Origin of the sequence: uncultured Allofournierella sp., assembly GCA_944382705.1 — a bacterium.
Taxonomy (GTDB): domain Bacteria; phylum Bacillota; class Clostridia; order Oscillospirales; family Ruminococcaceae; genus Allofournierella.
The window spans coordinates 60,282-76,096 of the sequence record CALWNE010000016.1 but is presented as its reverse complement, the minus strand read 5'-3'; the positions used below and the strand labels follow the sequence as shown (position 1 = coordinate 76,096).

Here is a 15,815-nt window from a genome sequence, read left to right as displayed (position 1 = left end):
CGGACATCTGCCAAAGCGGAGCTGCCAATAGGGCGGCTCCGCTTTTTGTGCGCAATGGGCAGGGGCTGGGCAAATCAGGATTTTTTACAAAAACAGAAGCTGCCTGTCAGCTTGACGAACCCGCAGGAATAAAGGATAATAAAGAAGTTGCCGCAATTGGCTTTGGGCAGTGGCGAAAAACGCTGCAAACCCAGCCAACAAGGGCGAACAATCAAACCAATAAGGGAGTATAAGATACCCATGGCATATTATCATTGCATATTTTTTGATTTGGATGGAACACTGCTGGATTTTGAGGCAGCGGAACGAAAGGCACTGCTGGAAACTCTGGAGAAATTTTCTCTCCCCACCGACCAGGAAACCCAGGACCTTTACAGAAGCATCAACAAAGAATTGTGGGCAGCGTTGGAAAAAGGCCAGATTAAACGGGATAAGCTGCTGGTAGAGCGGTTTGCCCGATTTTTGAAACAGCTGGATGCCAAAGGCAGCCCGGCAGAGATGAACCGGTTTTATCTGGGGCAGCTGGGCAGCCATGCCGATACCATGCCCGGTGCACTGGAAACAGTACGGGAGCTGGCGGAAGTGGCCACGCTGGCAGTTGCTTCCAATGGTGTGACGCAGGTGCAGAGCAGCCGACTGCGAGATTCCCACTTGTTTGAGTATATGGACGAGGTGTTTGTTTCGGAGCAGATGGGCTGCGAAAAACCCAGCCGCCGCTTTTTTGACCAGGCCATTAAAACCTTGGGCGTGGAACAACGGGACAAAATTTTAATGGTGGGCGATAGCTTGAGCGCAGACATCAAGGGCGGCAAAAATGCAGGCATTGCCACCTGCTGGTGCAACTTCACCAACCAGCCCGAACCAGAAAAGGACAAGCCGGATTACATCATTCACAATTTGAACGAGCTGTACGCCATTGTTATGGAGGAGGACGAACTGCAAAATGTGGGAGTTAAACATCGAAAACACCAGTTTTAAAAGCAGCAATGGGGTAGATACAGTTTCGGCTGTGTTTTACACCGCAGCCGATTCCACCCCGCGGGCGGTGGTGCAAATCAGCCATGGTATGTGCGAATATGGCACCCGCTACCGGGATTTTGCGCACTTTCTGGCCCGGCATGGGTTTGTGGTGTGCGTAAACGACCACCTGGGCCACGGCCAAACCAGTGGCAAGCAGGGAATAAATGGATATTTTGCCCCAAAGGATGGCCGGTATTTTGTGCTGAAAGACTTAAAAACCATGAACGACCTGGCTCGCAGCCGGTACCCTGGCCTGCCGGTGTTTTTGCTGGGCCACAGCATGGGCAGCTTTTTTGCCCGCTGGTTTGCAGTAGAGTATCCCCAGTCGGTGGATGGCCTGATTTTAAGCGGTACTGCCGGGCCTAATCCTTTGGTGGGCGTGGGCATTGGCCTTACCTGGTGGCTGGCAAAAACCAGAGGGCCTGCCTATATTTCTCCCCTGGTGAATCGGCTTGCCTCCGGTGGCTACCTGAGCCGTATTCCCGATGCGAACACACCCCACGACTGGATTAGCAGGGACAGCCAGGTTATTGCAGCCTATGCAGCCGACCCTAAGTGCACCTTTTTGTTTACGGTGAGTGCCTGGCACGAGCTATTTTGTACCCTGCGTACCGTAAGCAGTCAAAGCTGGGCCAATCGCATTCCAAAAGGGCTCCCGGTATGGCTGTTTGCAGGGGATGCGGACCCGGTAGGCAACTATGGCAGAGGGGTGCGCCAGGTGCTGCGGCTGCTGCAGCGGGCCGGAGTGCGGGATCTCCACATGACCCTTTACCCCGGCGGCCGTCACGAAATGCTCAACGAAACCAACCGTCAGCAGGTGTACCAGGATGTGCTGGTCTGGCTGAACAAACGATTGGAACAGAAGGGAACAACGAAAGAATAATATGCTCATATCATTGCAAAATTTAGGAAAAAGCTTTGGCGATACGGTGGTACTGGAACACATTGACGCCACAGTGGAGCAGGGAGAGCGAATTGGCATTGTGGGCGAAAACGGTGCCGGCAAAACCACCCTGCTAAAGCTGCTCTGCGGTGAATACCTGCCCGATGAGGGCGAATATCAGCTGGGCCGGCGGGTAACCCTGGGCTATCTGGAGCAGAACAGTCAGCTGGACCCCCATCTGGATGTATACGGCGAAATGCGCCGGGCCTACCAGCCGGTGCTGGAAGCCATGGCTCAGATGCAGATTGTGGAGCGCAAGCTGGAAGCGGCCCCCCACGATAGCCAGCTGCTGGAACAGCATGCCCGGCTTTCCGCTGTGGTGGATGCAGCGGATGGCTACAATATGGATGTGCAGATTAAAAAGGTGCTCAGCGGCATGGGGTTTGGCCCCGAAACCTACGAAAAAGGGGTGGCGGTGCTCTCCGGCGGCGAAAACACCCGTCTGCGCCTGGCCAAGCTGCTGCTGCAGCGGCCGGATGTGCTGATTTTGGACGAGCCTACCAACCATCTGGACTTTGCCACCATGGAGTGGCTGGAGGAGTACCTGAAAGGTTATGCAGGGGCAGTGCTGGTGGTAAGCCATGACCGCTACTTCCTGGATGCCATCTGTACCCGAATCTGGGAGGTGGAGGCCCAAACTCTTACCAGCTACAAGGGAAATTTCAGTGCCTATCTGCCCCAGAAAGAAGCCGCAGTGGCTTTGCAGCAAAAGCAGTACGAGGCAGATCAGGCCAAGGTGCAAAAGCTGGAGGATTACATCGCCCGCAACATTGTGCGGGCCTCCACCACCAAAATGGCCCAGAGCCGCCGCAAACAGTTGGAAAAGATGGAAATTACCGAAAAACCCCGCACCGGCCCCCAGATGCTGGAGTTCCGCTTTGAGTTTGATGTAAGCCCTTACAAAGAACTGCTCACCCTGAAAGACCTGTGCGTCAAAATTGGAGAGCGGACGCTCCTGGAGCCCTTCAGCCTTCAGGTGCTGCGGGGGCAGCGGCTGGTGATTGCAGGCCCCAACGGCGCCGGCAAATCCACCCTGATGCAGGTGCTTACCGGGCGGCGCAAGCCTTCTGGCGGCATGGTGCGGTTGGGCGCAGGTGCAAAGCCCAGCGTGTTTGAGCAGCAGCAGATGCGCCGTGCCGGCCGTGTAATCGATGCAGTGTGGGACCAGTGGCCCCGTTTTACCGAACTGGAGGTGCGCAGCCACCTGGCACGGTTTGGGTTCCGGGGGGAGGAGGTCTTTAAGGAGTGCACCCAGCTTTCCGGTGGCGAGCAGGCAAGACTGCGTTTTTCGGAAATTGTGCTGGAACGGCCCAACCTGCTGTTTTTGGACGAGCCTACCAACCATCTGGATATCTACACCCGTGAAAGCCTGACCAAAGCCCTTATGGCTTATGAGGGCACTTTGGTAATGGTCACCCACGACCGCTACCTGATGAACAGCCTGGATTGCCCGATTTTGTATATAGAAAATGGAAAGGCAGTGATGTACGAAAGCTACGATAAAATGATGCACCACAGCCAGGCGGCGCAGGCGGATAGTTTGCCTGCAAAGGAGGAGAAGGCTCCCTCCAAGCCCGCCTACGGCAAGGAGCAGCGCCGCCGCCGTGCAGAACTGCGCAGCCGCATTAAGGCGGTGGAGCAGGAAATCGAGGAGCTGGGTGCCCGCATTGTAGAGCTGGAAAATGAAATTGCCCAGCCGGAAGTGCTGCGGGATCATCTGCTGCTGCGGGAAAAATGCGACGAACTGGACGACAGCCGATTCCGTCAGCAGGAGCTGTTTGATGAGTGGGAACGCCTGCTGGAAGAACAGGAACAGTACGAGCAGCAGGAAGGCTGATGGATTGCTTTTTCTGCACAAAACCGATTTTAGCAAATGTTATACACTCCCTTTTGTCCGGTGCGCAGGCGGCGGACAGGGGGTGTTTTTTGATAAAAAGCAAACTGTTTGTCTTTTGCACCAAACAAGGAGGGTGCTCCCAACCGGTATTCAGCAAGGAAACTGCTCTAAATAAGAGGAAATTAGAGCAAAACAGAGAATTTTATAAAAAAGGCCGGTTAAAAAAGGAATTTTAACGGCCCAATGGGGTATATTCGGATATTTACCGATTTTTTAAGATAATTTGCTTGACATTAGAGGTGGAAAAAGGTATAGTACAATTTGTGCGTTGCATCTAAAGGCATGGCGAACCCATGCTGCACGAAAATGGCCGGTCTTTTGGCGGAAATTTCCGCTGGGGGTCCGGCTGGAAATTTGTAAAATGTTATTGACGCTGTATGTACCGCTGTAGCTGCCCATCCGGCAGTGTAACAAACCTTTTGCGGGGCGGCAACATTGGCGTTGACTGTGGTGAGAGACCACAGGAAATTCCGCAAAGGGGGATGCATGAAAATGAATGAAATTGTATCGTTGAAAAACATTGTGGTAGGCTTTGATGATGAACCGGTGTTGAATGGTTTGTCTTTGAACATCCACGACAAGGAGTTTGTAACCTTTCTGGGGCCTTCCGGCTGCGGAAAAACCACAACCCTCCGTGTCATTGGTGGATTTGTTCAGCCTAATTCCGGCAATGTTTTTTTTGATGGACAGGAAATTACCAACCTGCCGCCCTATAAGCGTCAGGTGAACACGGTGTTCCAGAAGTATGCTTTGTTTCCGCACCTGAATGTGTACGAAAACATTGCCTTCGGTCTGCGGCTCAAAAAGATGGATGAAAAAGAAATCCGCAGCCGGGTACTGGAAATGCTGGAGGTAGTGGGCCTGAAAGGGTTTGAACGCCGCAGCACCACCAACCTGTCCGGCGGTCAGCAGCAGCGTGTGGCCATTGCCCGGGGTCTTGTGAACCATCCCCGTGTGCTGCTGCTGGATGAGCCTTTGGGCGCTCTGGATTTGAAGCTGCGCAAAGAGATGCAGCTGGAGCTCAAGCGTTTGCAGCAGGCCATGAATATCACCTTCATTTATGTTACCCACGACCAGGAAGAAGCCCTCACCATGTCGGACACGGTGGTGGTTATGAAGGACGGCAACATTCAGCAGATTGGCAGCCCCATTGATATTTACAACGAGCCGGAAAACGCCTTTGTGGCATCGTTTATTGGCGAGAGCAACATCATTGATGCCATCATGCTGCGGGATTTCTGCGTGGAGTTTGCAGGCAATGAATTTGCCTGTGTGGATAAGGGCTTTGCCCACAACGAATTGGTTCAGGTGGTGGTACGCCCCGAGGATATCCGGGTGGTGCCCGCCATCCAAGGCCAGCTGACCGGTGTGGTAAAGGATGTGATTTTTAAAGGCGTGCATTACGAGATGCATGTGGAGCAGGCCGGTTACGAGTGGATTATCCATTCCACCCAGGCCAGCGAGCCCGGCGAGCTGATTGGCATGTGCATCGGCCCGGACGAAATCCACATCATGCGCCGTTCGGAGGGTTGAGCCATGATTCGCAAAAAAAGACTTTCCGCACCGTACCTCATCTGGATGATATTCTTTATTGCTGCCCCTCTGGCCATTGTGGTGTACTACGCCATGACCGACCAGTCCGGCCGCTTTACCCTGCAAAACCTCATGACCATTGGCCGGTACAGCTCGGTATTTGCCCGCAGCCTGATTCTGGCTACCATTGCCACGCTGATTTGCCTGGTGCTTAGCTTTCCGGTAAGCTACTTTTTGTCCCGGCTGCGCGCTTCCAAGCAAAAAATCATGCTGATGCTGGTGATGCTGCCCATGTGGATGAACTTTTTGCTGCGCACCTATGCCTGGATGAGCCTGCTGGAAAACAACGGCATCATCAACCGGCTGCTGGGCTACATTGGCCTTGGCCCTTTTCAGATGATTAACACCACCGGTGCGGTGGTGCTGGGCATGGTCTACAACTTTTTGCCCTATATGATTCTGCCCTTGTACACGGTTATGACCAAAATCGATGACAGTGTAATTGAAGCAGCGCAGGATTTGGGGGCAGGTACCTTGAAAACGCTTACCAAGGTGCTGATTCCGTTGTCCAGCCCTGGCATTGCCACCGGCATCACCATGGTATTTGTGCCCAGTGTTTCTACCTTTATTATCAGCCGTATGCTGGGCGGCGGTTCCAACCTGCTCATTGGCGATTTGATTGAGCTGCAATTCCTGGGCAACAGCTACAACTACAACCTGGGAAGCGCCATGAGCTTGGTGCTGATGGTAATTGTGCTGCTGTGCATGAGCTTTACCAACAGCTTTGATGACGAGGATATGGAGGGGGTCGTGTAATGAAAAGTACCCATCTGCATGCCTTGCAAAAGGCCTATGTATGTTTGATTTTTTCCTTTTTGTATGTGCCCATTGCGGTTATGATTGTGTTCAGCTTTAACGAAAGCAAAAGCCGAACCCTGTTTACCGGCTTCACCCTGAAGTGGTACAAGAGCCTGTTTGAAAACAGCATGATTCTGGATGCTCTGGCACTCAGCCTTGTGGTGGCATTTATTGCTGCCACGGTGGCCACTTTGCTTGGCGTAATGGCCTCCCTGGGCATCAGCGGCATGAACAAGCGGCTGCAAAGTGCCATCAACACCGTCAGCTATATGCCGGTGGTAAACCCGGAAATTATTACCGGTGTTTCGCTGATGCTGCTGTTTGTGGTGTATGTAAATTTTGCCCGCTGGTTTAATACCGCGGCTGCCATTCCGGAATTTTTGCAGATTTTGCCGGAGAATATCTTTGGCATTGGCACCCTGCTGATTGCACACATTACCTTTTGCGTGCCCTATGTAATTTTTAATGTAAGCCCCAAGCTGCGGCAGATGGATGTGCGCATCTACGAAGCTGCCCTGGATTTGGGCTGCAATCCCAAGCAGGCATTTTTCAAGGTGGTTCTGCCCGAGCTGATGCCGGCCATTCTGTCGGCTTTTCTCATCAGCCTGACTTATTCCATCGATGATTTTATCATCTCCTATTTCAGCTGCGGCACCCTGCAAACCCTGCCCATTGCCATTTACAGCATGACCCGTAAAAAGGTCAGCCCGGAAATCAACGCCTTGTCCACCATTATGTTTGTGGCAATTCTGGTGATTATTCTGGTGAGCAATTATGTGGAGGGCCGCAGTTACCGCAAAACCAGAGAAAAACGCTGATTCAAAAAGGAGAGTGCAATGAAAAAATTCACTTGTCTGCTGCTGAGCGTTCTGGTTGCAGCAGGAATGACAGCTTTGCCCGCAGCAGCGGCAGAGCCCATCGTGGTGAACGAGGAAATTACTGTATCCGGCGACTACGACTGGACCCGCTTTCAAGGTAAGGGTGTAAAACTGAATGTATACAACTGGGGTTTGTACATCTCGGACGGCAGTGACGAAAGTGTGGATGTGGTGGAAGCCTTTGAGCAGCTTACCGGCATTGATGTGAACTACACCACCTACGACACAAACGAAAGCCTGTATGCAAAGATGAAGGGCGGCGGAGCCAACTACGACATCATCGTGCCCAGTGACTACATGATTGGCAAGATGATTAAGGAAGATATGCTGGAGCCCCTGAACTTTGATAACATTCCCAATGCTGCCCTGATTGGCCAGGAGTACCGTGGCCAAAGCTACGACCCTCAGGATCAGTACAGTGTGCCTTATACCTGGGGCGTGGTGGGTCTGGTATACAACAAGACCATGGTGGAAGAAGCTCCCGATTCCTGGGAGGCCATGTGGGATGCCCGCTATGCAAACTCCATTCTGATGTTCAACAACAGCCGCGATGCATTTGCCATTGCAGCCCGCAAGCTTGGCATGAGCATGAATCCCACCAGCCAGGAAGAGGTGGACATCATTGCCCGTGAGCTGAAAGAGCAAAAGGCACTGGTGCAAGCCTATGTAATGGACGAAATCTTTGATAAGATGGAGGGCGGCGAAGCTGCCCTGGCTCCTTACTATGCTGGCGATGCTTTGGTGATGATGGAGGAAAATCCGGACTTGGATTTTGTCATTCCCAAGGAAGGCACCAACTACTTTGTGGATGCCCTTTGCATTCCTAAGGGCAGCCAGAATAAAGAAGCTGCGGAAATGTTCATTAACTTCATGTGCGAGCCGGATGTAGGCTATGCAAACTGTACGTTTATTGGTTACTCCACCCCCATTGAGGCAGTTCAGGAAATGCTGCCGGAGGAGCTGGCCAACAATCCCATTGCATACCCCAGTGAGGAGGTTTTGGCCAATACCGAAACCTTTATCTCCCTGCCGGATGAAATCAATGCTGCCATGGACACCGCATGGAGCGACATGAAAAGCTACGATGAAAGCGGCGGCGGCTGGGTAATTCCGGTGTTTTTGCTGCTGGCCATTGCCATGACCTGCTTTAACATCTGGCGGCGTCGTGTCCGCAAAAAGCGCAAGGAACTGTACTAAAACTTGCTGCACCTGTACTTTTGCAGGGCTCACTGAATCGATTTAAAAAACCTCCCCCTTTTTGCCTGAGCTGGGCAAAGAGGGGGAGATTTTGCGCAATGTACCATGAAAAAATCTGCAAGGCAGCAAGGTCTGCTCATTGCAATGGGGGGTGCAAAGTGTGGTCAATCGTGTTACAATAAAAACAACAAACACAAAGGGGAAAACGAGAATGGAAAGAATGGAACAGTATGTGGCAACCCATAAGCTGGCGGAAATTGACTGTGATTGGAACGGCTGGATTCTGCCCGGTGTACTGCTGCGTTTAACCCAGCAGGCAGCCACCGAACACTGCATGGGGCTGGGGTTGGATCAGGCGTTTTACCAGGCGAATCAAGCCGTTTTCTTAATGGCAAAGATGGCCTTTGTGTGGAACCAGGTGCCCCGCTGTGGCCAGACCATCCATCTGGTTACAAAGCCGGAAATGGCCCGGCGGGCTACCTATAAGCGCATTACTACCATTACCGATGAACAGGGAACGGTGCTTGGTTTGGTGGATAGCCGGTGGGTTTTAGTAGATTTGCAAAGCCACCGGATTCTTCGTAAAGCGCCAGAGGCGTTTCAGAGCCTTGGATTTGCAGACAGTGTGGAGGAACAGCTTTCTATGCAGATGCAAAAAGCTGCTTTGCTGCAAACGGCAGGCGTTGCCCGTGCAAGCTATACCTACTGCGATATTAACGGCCACATGAACAACAGCCGCTACGCAGACATTGCCTGTGATGCCTTGCCCCAGGAGCTGCTGCGGCGGGCCCCCATCACCCACATGACGATTAGCTATCACAACGAGCTGAAAGCAGGCATGGAGTGCGCGGTGCAGCTGGGAGAGCTGGAAACAGGGGACTGGTATGTAACCGGCACCAATGAAAATGGCTGCTGCTTTGAAGTAAATCTTGGGTTTTAAAGGGTCCCGCTTTAGAAATAAAAACTCCCCCAATAAATCGCAGTTCTCGTGCTGAGAACTGCGATTTATTTTTTGCCATGAGGTTGCCCCGGATATAGCAAAGAGTAACCTTTTTATACTTACCGTCTGCTTTCATTTCATCCAAAACAATCTTTGCGGCGTCCTTCTTTTGCATAACCAGACCCATCTTATTTTGATTCATTACAGCACGGTGAGCAGCAAACAAGAAAGAAAAAGTGAATGGCCAAAGATTCTTTTGAGTGTATCTTATTCAAGAACAAGTGTACTAAAATGCAAAACTGTTTTTAAGATAAACACAAAAAATAAAAAATTTTATGTTTTTACCCTAAAAGCGATAAAAACAAAGAAAAACTTGGTTAAAACGGCTCTTGTGTTCACTGATTAAATATGTTAATGTATTATTCAATTAAAGCAGAGAAGCAAAAAGCGGATTTGCGAAACATCAAAGAAGGAGTGGATTAGAGTGAACCGAGTATACAACTTTTCGGCTGGCCCGGCGATGCTGCCTCAGGAGGTACTGGAGCAGTGTAGGGCAGAAATGCTGGACTACAAGGGTTGCGGCATGAGCGTGATGGAGATGAGTCACCGATCCTCCGTCTTTGAGGAGATTCTGAACCAGGCACAGGAGGAGCTGGCAAAGCTGCTCAATCTGCCTGCCAACTATAAAGTGCTGTTTTTGCAGGGTGGTGCTTCCCAGCAGTTTGCCATGGTTCCCATGAACCTGATGAAGAACGGCGTTGCGGACTTTATCGTTACCGGCCAGTGGGCCAAAAAGGCCTGGCAGGAGGCCCAGAAGTACGGTAAAGCCAACAAGATTGCATCCAGCGAGGACAGAGGATTTGCCTACCTGCCGGACTGCACCGACCTGCCCATTTCGCCGGATGCAGATTATGTGTATATCTGTGAAAACAACACCATCTACGGCACCAAGTTCCATACCCTGCCCAACACCAAGGGCAAAACTTTGGTGTCGGATGTGTCCTCCTGCTTTTTGTCGGAACCCATGGATATAAGCCGCTATGGTCTGCTGTTTGCAGGGGCACAAAAAAACATCGGCCCCGCTGGCCTGGTGGTTGTGATTGTACGGGAGGATTTGATTCCTGAGCAGGTGCCCGAGTTTGTTCCCACCATGCTGCAGTACAAAATCCATGCAGACAATAACTCTCTGTACAACACCCCTCCCTGCTACAACATCTATGTGTGCGGTCAGGTCTTCCGCTGGATTAACCAGCTGGGCGGTTTGGAGGCTATGGGGCAGCGCAACCAGCACAAAGCAAAGCTGCTGTATGACTTCCTGGATGAGAGCAGCCTGTTTCGGGGAACCGTGGATGCCAAGGACCGTTCGCTCATGAATGTGCCCTTTGTAACCGGCAATCCCCAGCTGGATGCCCAGTTTGTAAAGGAAGCCGCTGCCCGTGGCCTGGTAAACCTGAAAGGCCATCGCACCGTGGGCGGTATGCGTGCTTCCATCTACAACGCCATGCCGGTGGAAGGCGTACAGGCGCTGGTGGACTTTATGAAAGAATTTGAACAGAACAACCGTTGAGGAGGGAATTTGTATGCCGTATGTAACCTGTTTGAACCCCATTGCACAGGTGGGTCTGCAAGGCTTTGGAGCTGACTATCAAATGACTGCCGATTTAGAGCAGGCAAACCTGGCTTTGGTGCGCAGTGCAGATTTGCACGGACAAAAGTTTCCGCCCCAGCTGCTGGCCATTGGCCGAGCTGGTGCGGGCGTAAACAACATCCCTCTGGACGAGTGTGCTCAGCAGGGCATTGTGGTGTTCAATACCCCCGGCGCAAACGCCAATGGCGTAAAAGAGCTGGTACTGGCTGCTCTGCTGTTAAGCGCCCGTGATGTGGTGGGCGGCATTGCCTGGACCCGGCAGAACAGCCAGGACCCCGAACTGGCAAAAAACACCGAAAAAGCAAAAAAACAGTTTGCAGGTACCGAAATTCAGGGCAAGCGAATGGGTGTGGTGGGCCTGGGCAACATTGGTGTAAAAGTTGCCAATGCAGCCCTGGCTCTGGGCATGGAGGTTTGGGGCTATACACTGCCTATGGGAGATGGCACTGTGCCCGGCCTGGATGAGCGGATGCGGCTGCTGGAAAGCCCTGAGGAGCTGTATGCCTGCTGTGATTACATTACCCTCCATCTGCCCTTGCTGGCCGATAATGCCGGCATGATTAACCAGGCTGTGCTGGATACCATGAAACCCAACGCAGTGCTGCTAAACTTCTCCCGTGATAAGCTGGTGGACGAACTGGCCCTGGAACAGGCGTTGCAGCAGGGCAAGCTGGGGGGATATGTGACGGATTTCCCCAATCCTGTTTCTGCCCGGATGCCCCGCACCCTGGTGCTGCCTCACCTGGGGGCATCCACCCAGGAGTCGGAGGATAACTGCGCCATCATGGCCGTGGACCAGCTCAAAGCATATCTGGAGGAGGGAACGCTGCGCAATAGCGTAAACTACCCCGCCTGCACTCTGGGCCCCCGCACCCAGCGCCCCCGCCTGTGCGTACTGGGCCTTGCTGTAAACCCCCAGCAGCTGCTGGAGGGGTTGGCTGTGGACCGGCAGGCAAGTGCCTGCAACGGAACATACAGCTGCCTTGTGGCAGATTTGAGACAGCGCCCCACCCAGGAACAGCTGGCCAGGCTACAAGCCCTGCCCGGCGTAACCAGGGTGCGGCTGCTGGATTGATGGAAAGCGAACGAACAGGGAGAAAAGCACAATGGAACATTACACCAAAGCAGTTCCCATGCTGCTGCCCCGCCAGGGGATCGATTTAACCCGCTGGGCAGTGGTGGCCTGCGATCAATATACATCCCAGCCGGAGTACTGGAATCAGCTGGAGGAGCAGGTGGGTCAAAACCCCAGTACACTGCGGTTGATTCTGCCAGAAGTCTGGCTGGAAGAGCCGGATGCGCACCAGCGGATGCAAGCGGTTTGGGATACGATGGAAGCCTATCAGCGGCAGGGCCTTCTGCTGCCCACACCGCCAGGCATGATGCTGGTACAGCGGCAGATGGAAGGCATGAACCAGCCCCGTACCGGTTTGGTAATGGCCTTTGATCTGGAAGCCTACGACTATCGGGAAGGTGCCGAAGGCGCCATCCGCCCCACCGAAAAAACCGTGGAGGAGCGGATTCCCCAGCGGCTGGCGGTGCGCAAAAAAGCCAGCTTGGAGCTGCCCCATATTCTTTTGCTGGTGGATGACCCGGAAGACACCGTCATTCAGCCTTTGGTGGAGATGACAACCCAATTGCAGCAGGTGTACGATGTGCCCTTGCTGGCTGGGGGAGGCAGGGTTACAGGCTGGTTTGTACCGGAAGGGCCTTTGACTCAGCAGGTGCAGCAGGCCTTGGTTCAACTGGCCCAGCCGGAACGATTTGCCAGCCGCTATGGCATTTCGGAGGATATGTCGCCGGTTTTGTTTGCCACCGGAGACGGAAACCACTCCATGGCAGCAGCAAAGGCCAGCTGGGAGGAAATTCGCAAAGAGCTTACCCCAGAAGAGCGGCAGCAGCACCCGGCTCGCTGGGTGTTGGCGGAACTGGTAAACCTGAACCAGCAAAGCCTGGAGATAGAACCCATCCATCGGTTGCTGTTTGGTGCCAGCTTACAGCAGGTACAGCAGCAGGCCCAGGCTTTCTTTAAAAAGCATGGAGCACAGGTGGAGTTTTGGGAACAGCCTACCCAGCCGGATGGCTGGACCATTCCCTTGGTGGCTGGCCAGCAACGGTGCTGGATGCAGCTGAAACAAAGCCCCTGGGCACTGCCCATTGGTGCCATTCAAGCCTTTTTGGATGACTATCTGGCACAGCAGCCCAAGCTGCGGCTGGACTACATCCATGGTGAAGATACGCTGTGCAGCCTGGCCGCCGAGCCGGACTGCGTGGGCTTTATCCTGCCTGATTTGGAAAAACGGCAGATTTTTGAGGGAGTCATAAAGGACGGCGTGCTGCCTCGCAAGACTTTTTCCATGGGCCGTGCACAGGATAAACGCTATTACCTGGAAGCAAGGCGCATTCAGCCGCAGCCCCACCATAAACTGTAAATAAAAATCACCCGGCAGGCCGTAACAGGGCAGACCGGGTGATTTTTTGTTGGGTATAAAAAGACAGGCAGCCAAAGGCCGCCTGCCTTTTGTTAATTAGTTGTTGGGGTTGTTTTTGAGGATAACATCATGGCTGCCGCCTTCCACAATGCTGGTGGAGGAAACAACCGTCAGGCGGGCCTTCTCCTGCAATTCAGGAATGGTGAGTGCACCGCAGTTGCACATGGTGCTGCGCACCTTATACAGGGTGGTACCCACGCCATCGGCCAGGCTGCCAGCGTAGGGAACATAACTGTCTACGCCTTCCTCAAAGCTCAGCTTGCTGGAACCGCCCAGGTCATACCGCTGCCAGTTGCGGGCACGGTTGGAGCCTTCGCCCCAGTACTCCTTCACATAGCTGCCGTTGATGCGCAGCTTGTTTGTGGGGCTCTCGTCAAAGCGGGCAAAGTAACGGCCCAGCATTACAAAGTCGGCACCCATGGCCAGGGCCAGGGTGATGTGGTAGTCGTGCACGATACCACCGTCAGAGCAGATGGGGATATAGATGCCGGTTTCACGGTAGTATTCATCACGGGCAGCAGCAACCTCGATAACAGCGGTAGCCTGACCACGGCCAATACCCTTGGTCTCACGGGTGATGCAGATGGAACCGCCGCCGATGCCAACCTTGATGAAGTCGGCGCCTGCCTCGGCCAAAAAGCGGAAGCCCTCACGGTCCACCACATTGCCTGCGCCCACCTTTACAGAATCGCCATAGCGCTCACGAATCCATGCAATGGTGCGGCTCTGCCACTCGGAAAAGCCTTCGGAGGAGTCGATGCACAGCACATCCACACCGGCTTCGATGAGAGCGGGAACACGCTCGGCATAGTCACGGGTGTTAATGCCGGCGCCCACCACATAGCTCTTGTTGGCGTCCAACAGCTCGTTCATGTTTTCCTTGTGGCTGTCGTAGTCCTTGCGGAACACCATGTATTTCAGGTGTCCTTCGCTGTCCACCAGGGGCAGGGAATTGATCTTGTTGTCCCAGATAATATCGTTGGCTTCCTTCAGGCTGGTGGTTTCGGGAGCGATAACCAGCTTTTCCAGCGGAGTCATAAAGTTGGCCACAGGCTCGCTCATCTCCATGCGGCTTACCCGGTAATCACGGCTGGCTACAATGCCCAGCAGTTTGCCATGGGGAGTGCCGTCTTCGGTGATGGCTACGGTAGAATGGCCGGTTTTTTCTTTCAGGGCCAGCACATCCGCCAGAGTTGCGGTGGGTTTCAGGTTGGAATCGCTGGTAACAAAGCCTTTTTTGTAGCCCTTTACCCGGGCAACCATGGCGGCCTCGTCCTCAATGGACTGAGAACCATAAATAAAGGAAACGCCGCCCTGCTTGGCCAAGGCAATGGCCAGCCGTTCGCCGGATACCGACTGCATGATGGCGCTTACCATGGGGATATTCATGGCAAGGGGGCAGTCTTCCTGGCCTTTACGGTATTTCACCAAAGGGGTTTTCAGACTTACAGCGTCCGGCACACAAGCGGAGGAAGAATAGCCGGGTACCAGCAGGTACTCGCCAAAAGTGCGGGAGGGCTGCTCAAAATAATATGCCATAATGCGTGTCTCCTTTTTGTTTACACATTCTTACACAAAATCGCCCCATAAACGCTGTACCCTTGCGGTGCGGCAAAGGCACAGCAAGAATAAAAAGGGGTTTTTAAAAGTGTAACACATTCTGCGCAAAAATACAAAATACGGTGCCGCCAAACTTTTGGGGTCCATGTGTGTGCAAATCAAGCAGAACGCCCAAAAAGACGACAAAGTAGTACTTATATTGCAAAAAAACCACAAAAAAAGAAGCGTGTATCAAAAAAGAACACACTTCTTAATGGGATGCAGTTTCCATCAAACAGGGTCGGATTTTTTGGCTTTTGACCTTTTGGCCGGTACCTCGCTGATGCGTACAATTAAATCCAGATTGATTAAAGAAGTGGTGTTGTTGCGGTCGGATACAAGAAGGCCGGTTTCGCCCACTTCCAAAATTGTGCCCCGGCAGTAAGAATAGTTGGATAGGGTGTAGATGTAACATTCTTTGCCCACAAATTTAGCGGCCAATGTACGCATGATAGGAGCCCTCCTTTGTTTGCTGTGCAGATGTCTGGTTAAAAATCCGTAAGTCACCTGACGCTGGCACAGATAAATAGCCATAACAATCACAAAAATAATCAGATAAGAATTCAACGCTTCATCCTCCTTGAGTTGGCGCAGAGGAACTTTTGTGGATGATGTTATTATACCATGGCACAGCAGACGGGGCAACGAAAGGGGGCACAACAGGGATAAAAATCATGAGAAAACTTTACGGAACCCCCTTGACAAAAGATTTCAAATTAGTTACAATTTAATTGCAAGAAGGTTACACTTTCTTTTTCATGTGTGAGAGATATTCAATGCCCTCCTCCTCCTTTCGCTTTGCGAAGCGGG

Annotated in this window: 14 protein-coding genes; 12 read left to right on the top strand and 2 right to left on the bottom strand. The window is 52.7% G+C overall.

The window, feature by feature from the left end; genetic code table 11:
- Positions 1-47: 47 nt before the first annotated feature.
- From ACH2EM_RS02530 to ACH2EM_RS02475, 12 genes are all read left to right on the top strand, one after another.
- Positions 48-233: a hypothetical protein gene (locus ACH2EM_RS02530; RefSeq protein WP_395150497.1), complete on the top strand. Its 186-nt coding sequence runs from the start codon at positions 48-50 to the stop codon at positions 231-233.
- A 7-nt stretch (positions 234-240) separates the two neighbouring features.
- Complete coding sequence (locus ACH2EM_RS02525; RefSeq protein ID WP_395150496.1) at positions 241-978, top strand: YjjG family noncanonical pyrimidine nucleotidase; 738 nt, start codon at positions 241-243, stop codon at positions 976-978.
- Positions 944-1,903 (top strand): alpha/beta hydrolase, encoded by a 960-nt coding sequence (locus ACH2EM_RS02520; RefSeq protein ID WP_395150495.1) that lies wholly within the window; start codon positions 944-946, stop codon positions 1,901-1,903. The genes ACH2EM_RS02525 and ACH2EM_RS02520 overlap by 35 nt, the downstream gene beginning before the upstream one ends.
- 1 nt (position 1,904) lies before the next feature.
- Positions 1,905-3,800 (top strand): ABC-F family ATP-binding cassette domain-containing protein, encoded by a 1,896-nt coding sequence (locus tag ACH2EM_RS02515; RefSeq protein ID WP_395150494.1) that lies wholly within the window; start codon positions 1,905-1,907, stop codon positions 3,798-3,800.
- Between the two features lie 546 nt (positions 3,801-4,346).
- Positions 4,347-5,393 (top strand): spermidine/putrescine ABC transporter ATP-binding protein, encoded by a 1,047-nt coding sequence (gene potA, locus ACH2EM_RS02510; protein WP_395150493.1) that lies wholly within the window; start codon positions 4,347-4,349, stop codon positions 5,391-5,393.
- Between the two features lie 3 nt (positions 5,394-5,396).
- Positions 5,397-6,209 carry an ABC transporter permease gene (locus tag ACH2EM_RS02505; protein ID WP_395150492.1) on the top strand — a complete coding sequence of 271 codons (813 nt, stop codon included), beginning with the start codon at positions 5,397-5,399 and terminating at the stop codon, positions 6,207-6,209.
- Positions 6,209-7,069 (top strand): ABC transporter permease, encoded by an 861-nt coding sequence (locus ACH2EM_RS02500; RefSeq protein WP_395150491.1) that lies wholly within the window; start codon positions 6,209-6,211, stop codon positions 7,067-7,069. The genes ACH2EM_RS02505 and ACH2EM_RS02500 overlap by 1 nt, the downstream gene beginning before the upstream one ends.
- 18 nt (positions 7,070-7,087) lie before the next feature.
- On the top strand, positions 7,088-8,326 hold the full coding sequence (locus ACH2EM_RS02495) for a PotD/PotF family extracellular solute-binding protein (protein ID WP_395150489.1): 1,239 nt from the start codon (positions 7,088-7,090) through the stop codon (positions 8,324-8,326).
- A gap of 211 nt (positions 8,327-8,537) precedes the next feature.
- Complete coding sequence (locus tag ACH2EM_RS02490) at positions 8,538-9,266, top strand: acyl-ACP thioesterase domain-containing protein (protein ID WP_395150488.1); 729 nt, start codon at positions 8,538-8,540, stop codon at positions 9,264-9,266.
- 484 nt (positions 9,267-9,750) lie between these two features.
- Complete coding sequence (gene serC / locus ACH2EM_RS02485) at positions 9,751-10,833, top strand: 3-phosphoserine/phosphohydroxythreonine transaminase (RefSeq protein ID WP_395150487.1); 1,083 nt, start codon at positions 9,751-9,753, stop codon at positions 10,831-10,833.
- Positions 10,834-10,846: 13 nt separating this feature from the next.
- On the top strand, positions 10,847-11,989 hold the full coding sequence (locus tag ACH2EM_RS02480; RefSeq protein ID WP_395150486.1) for a 3-phosphoglycerate dehydrogenase: 1,143 nt from the start codon (positions 10,847-10,849) through the stop codon (positions 11,987-11,989).
- 31 nt (positions 11,990-12,020) lie between these two features.
- The gene (locus tag ACH2EM_RS02475) at positions 12,021-13,346 is read left to right on the top strand and encodes a DUF1015 domain-containing protein (RefSeq protein WP_395150484.1); all 1,326 of its coding nucleotides are present in this window, start codon (positions 12,021-12,023) and stop codon (positions 13,344-13,346) included.
- Positions 13,347-13,442: 96 nt separating this feature from the next.
- Here ACH2EM_RS02475 and ACH2EM_RS02470 read toward each other — a convergent pair whose 3' ends face one another.
- Both ACH2EM_RS02470 and ACH2EM_RS02465 read right to left on the bottom strand, forming a co-directional pair.
- Positions 13,443-14,945, bottom strand: a complete 1,503-nt coding sequence (locus ACH2EM_RS02470) for an IMP dehydrogenase (protein WP_395150482.1) — start codon at positions 14,943-14,945, stop codon at positions 13,443-13,445.
- Between the two features lie 291 nt (positions 14,946-15,236).
- Positions 15,237-15,455, bottom strand: coding sequence for a hypothetical protein (locus tag ACH2EM_RS02465; RefSeq protein WP_395150481.1), 219 nt, complete (start codon positions 15,453-15,455; stop codon positions 15,237-15,239).
- Positions 15,456-15,815 lie beyond the last annotated feature (360 nt).

Bases quoted from the DNA above. Each gene is read 5' to 3' on its own strand.
- ACH2EM_RS02525 (WP_395150496.1), top strand. From the start codon at position 241: ATGGCATATTATCATTGCATATTTTTTGATTTGGATGGAACACTGCTG.
- ACH2EM_RS02520 (WP_395150495.1), top strand. From the start codon at position 944: ATGTGGGAGTTAAACATCGAAAACACCAGTTTTAAAAGCAGCAATGGG.
- ACH2EM_RS02515 (WP_395150494.1), top strand. From the start codon at position 1,905: ATGCTCATATCATTGCAAAATTTAGGAAAAAGCTTTGGCGATACGGTG.
- potA (WP_395150493.1), top strand. From the start codon at position 4,347: ATGAAAATGAATGAAATTGTATCGTTGAAAAACATTGTGGTAGGCTTT.
- ACH2EM_RS02505 (WP_395150492.1), top strand. From the start codon at position 5,397: ATGATTCGCAAAAAAAGACTTTCCGCACCGTACCTCATCTGGATGATA.
- ACH2EM_RS02500 (WP_395150491.1), top strand. From the start codon at position 6,209: ATGAAAAGTACCCATCTGCATGCCTTGCAAAAGGCCTATGTATGTTTG.
- ACH2EM_RS02495 (WP_395150489.1), top strand. From the start codon at position 7,088: ATGAAAAAATTCACTTGTCTGCTGCTGAGCGTTCTGGTTGCAGCAGGA.
- ACH2EM_RS02490 (WP_395150488.1), top strand. From the start codon at position 8,538: ATGGAAAGAATGGAACAGTATGTGGCAACCCATAAGCTGGCGGAAATT.
- ACH2EM_RS02480 (WP_395150486.1), top strand. From the start codon at position 10,847: ATGCCGTATGTAACCTGTTTGAACCCCATTGCACAGGTGGGTCTGCAA.
- ACH2EM_RS02475 (WP_395150484.1), top strand. From the start codon at position 12,021: ATGGAACATTACACCAAAGCAGTTCCCATGCTGCTGCCCCGCCAGGGG.
- ACH2EM_RS02470 (WP_395150482.1), bottom strand. From the start codon at position 14,945: ATGGCATATTATTTTGAGCAGCCCTCCCGCACTTTTGGCGAGTACCTG.
- ACH2EM_RS02465 (WP_395150481.1), bottom strand. From the start codon at position 15,455: ATGCGTACATTGGCCGCTAAATTTGTGGGCAAAGAATGTTACATCTAC.